The following is a 975-nucleotide window of genomic DNA, read 5'->3' on the forward strand; positions in this document are numbered from 1 at the left end:
TCCACTTTTCTTCTGCACACATTCCCAGCTTGAACACCATGTGTAGCATTCCTTCTCTCGACAGGCAGCCTTTCGAGCGCTTGGTCCGGTGTCGTATTGTCCCGAACGTCGACTCGATCGGGTTCGTTGTCCGGATGCTCTGCCAGTGTTTTGTCGGGAACTCGTAGAAACTCATCAGTTCTTCGTGGTCCTTTAGCAGGCACTCGGCAACTTTCGGGTATTTGGTTTCGTACGTCTTGATGAAGGTGTCGAATGCCTTCTCCGCGCCAACCCTTGCCTCAGACTGCCAGGTGTCGTGTAGAAAGCGCTTGGCTTTCGGCTGGCACGACTTGGGCAGCTTGTTGAGTACATTGGCCGTCTTGTGTACCCAGCAGCGCTGCTGGCGTGTCTCGGGGTAGGTTTCTTCCAGCGCCGTCCAGAACCCCATAGCGCCGTCACCAATCGCCAGTGATGCAAGAGATCCCGCATACCACTGGGTGTGTACTCAGCCCCAAAACTTTCTCGAACATATTCAATAACGGAATGCGTCGTGAGGTAAATCTTGCTTTCCAGCTCCTCGCAGAGCTTGGCCTGTTGTGAGTCACTTAGATGACACATACGACCTTGATAGTTCGTCTTGACCAATTCCGCAATACCACCTGACTGGTATTTCTCTACATAAGATCTTAACGTTTCGTCATCAAGTAATAACGCTTCATGACCCGCCTTTAAATTCCAGCCCGTGCCAAGAAGAATAACTGCGTTGATTTTATAGGAGGCATTGCGGTTGCATAGGAGGCATTGCGGTTGCATAGGAGGCATTGCGGTTGCGCTCGACTCTATGGGCCTCGCGCAGCTCCCGAACCTGATCATCTGTTAGCCAAAAGTTCTTCATGGGCGCCAACTATAGCAGGAATTTTTCCTATGACAACAAAATATAACTCTTTGTAAAACCTAAATCTCAAACGCTTTGGGTATATTTTCTATAAAAGTGAG

General features: G+C 49.7%; 2 pseudogenes. Both read right to left on the minus strand.

Annotated elements, in window-relative coordinates:
* A pseudogene (locus Q5Y71_RS16940) lies at window positions 1-448 on the minus strand (transposase); the annotation flags it as partial.
* Window positions 442-852 (minus strand): annotated as a pseudogene (locus Q5Y71_RS17725) (transposase); the annotation flags it as partial. The pseudogenes Q5Y71_RS17725 and Q5Y71_RS16940, both read right to left, overlap by 7 nt.
* Window positions 853-975: the final 123 nt, after the last annotated feature.

Source organism: Microbulbifer sp. 2205BS26-8 (genome assembly GCF_030731025.1).
GTDB lineage: Bacteria > Pseudomonadota > Gammaproteobacteria > Pseudomonadales > Cellvibrionaceae > Microbulbifer > Microbulbifer spongiae.